Annotated in this window: 2 protein-coding genes; one reads left to right on the top strand and one right to left on the bottom strand. The window is 67.1% G+C overall.

Translation table 11 applies throughout. The features are described 5' to 3' along the window. Positions 1-45 precede the first annotated feature (45 nt). Positions 46-813, top strand: a complete 768-nt coding sequence (locus AC1D01_RS33985; RefSeq protein ID WP_047511852.1) for an IclR family transcriptional regulator — start codon at positions 46-48, stop codon at positions 811-813. A 56-nt stretch (positions 814-869) separates the two neighbouring features. Here the strand turns inward: AC1D01_RS33985 and AC1D01_RS33990 are convergent. Beyond that, positions 870-1,597 (bottom strand): serine hydrolase (locus tag AC1D01_RS33990; RefSeq protein ID WP_477873868.1); only part of this gene is annotated, 728 nt, incomplete at its 5' end.

Genomic DNA, 1,597 nt, shown 5'->3' on the forward strand with positions numbered 1-1,597 from the left:
GTTTTCGCCATGCAAAATGGCGGACAACTGAATGAGAGTGCCGCGATGAAAAGCAAAGAGGGCCAGACCCCGGCGATCCAGGTGCTGGARCGCATGTTTTCGCTGCTGGATCTGCTGGCGTCCCACCAGGATCCGATCTCGCTGAAGCTGATCAGCGAGCAGACCGGCCTGCACCCGTCGACCGCCCACCGCATCCTCAACGACCTGACGGTCGGCCGCTACGTCGACCGGCCCGAGGCCGGCAGCTACCGGCTGGGCATGCGCCTGCTGGAACTGGGCAACCTGGTGAAGGCACGCCTCGACGTGCGCGACGCCGCGCTCGGCCCGATGCGCGAACTGCACAAGCTGACGCACCAGCCGGTGAACCTGTCGATGCGCCAGGGCGACGAGATCGTCTACATCGAACGCACCTACAGCGAACGCTCGGGCATGCAGGTGGTTCGTGCCGTCGGCGGACGGGCGCCGCTGCACCTCACGTCGGTCGGCAAGCTGTTCCTCGCACATGACGACCCCCAGCGCGTGCGGGCCTATGCCAACCGCACCGGCCTGGCCGGCCACACGCGCAACAGCATCACCGAAGTGGCCACGCTGGAGCGCGAGCTGTCGAAGGTGATGCAGTACGGCACCGCGCGCGACGACGAAGAGCTGGAGCTGGGCGTGCGCTGCATGGCCGCCGGCATCCTCGACGACCAGGGCAAGCTGGTGGCCGGGCTGTCGATCTCGGCGCCGGCCGACCGGCTCGAGGAAGCGTGGCTGGAGCGGCTGAAGGCGACCGCCTCGCAGATCTCGGCGGCGCTCGGGCACCGCGGYTGAAATGCAAAAAGCCCGGGATCACCGGGCTTCTTGCATATCGACGGAAACGTCAGTGCTCAGGACGTGAGCTTCGGCACCTCGTGGACGACCGTGGTAGCAGGCTCTGCCACCGCCGGCACCACCGGTGCCAGCTGGTTCACCCAGCGGCGCACGCGCTCCGCATCGCCGATCCGCGAGTACTTGCCGGCCGAATCGAGGAACACCATGATCAGCTTGCGACCGGCCAGCTTGGCCTGCATCACCAGGCAGCGGCCGGCTTCGGAGATGTAGCCGGTCTTCTGCACGCCGATGTCCCACTCGGGGCTGCGCACCAGGCCGTTGGTGGTGTGGAAGGCCTGCATGCGGCGACCGACCATCACCTGGTATTCCGGCGAGGTCGACAGCTCGCTGATCAGGGGACGGGTGCTCGCCTCTTTCACCAGCGAGGCCAGGTCATGCGCGCTCGACTGGTTGCGGCTGGACAGCCCCGTCGGCTCGACATAGTGGGTGTCGTTCATGCCGAGCTCGAGCGCCTTGCGGTTCATCGCCGCAACGAAGGCATCGAGGCCGCCGGGATAGTGGCGGCCCAGCGCATGCGCGGCGCGGTTCTCGGACGACATCAGCGCGAGGTGCAGCATCTCTTCGCGCGTCAGCTGGGTGCCGACCGTCAGGCGCGAGCGGCTGCCCTTCTCGGTGTCGACATCGTCTTGCGTGATCGTGAGGGTTTCATCCAGCGGCAACTGGGCATCGGTGACGACGACGGCCGTCATCAGCTTGGTCAGCGAAGCGATCGGCAGCACGGCAC

The sequence above is a fragment of the Rhizobacter sp. P3_B12 genome, assembly GCF_056402895.1.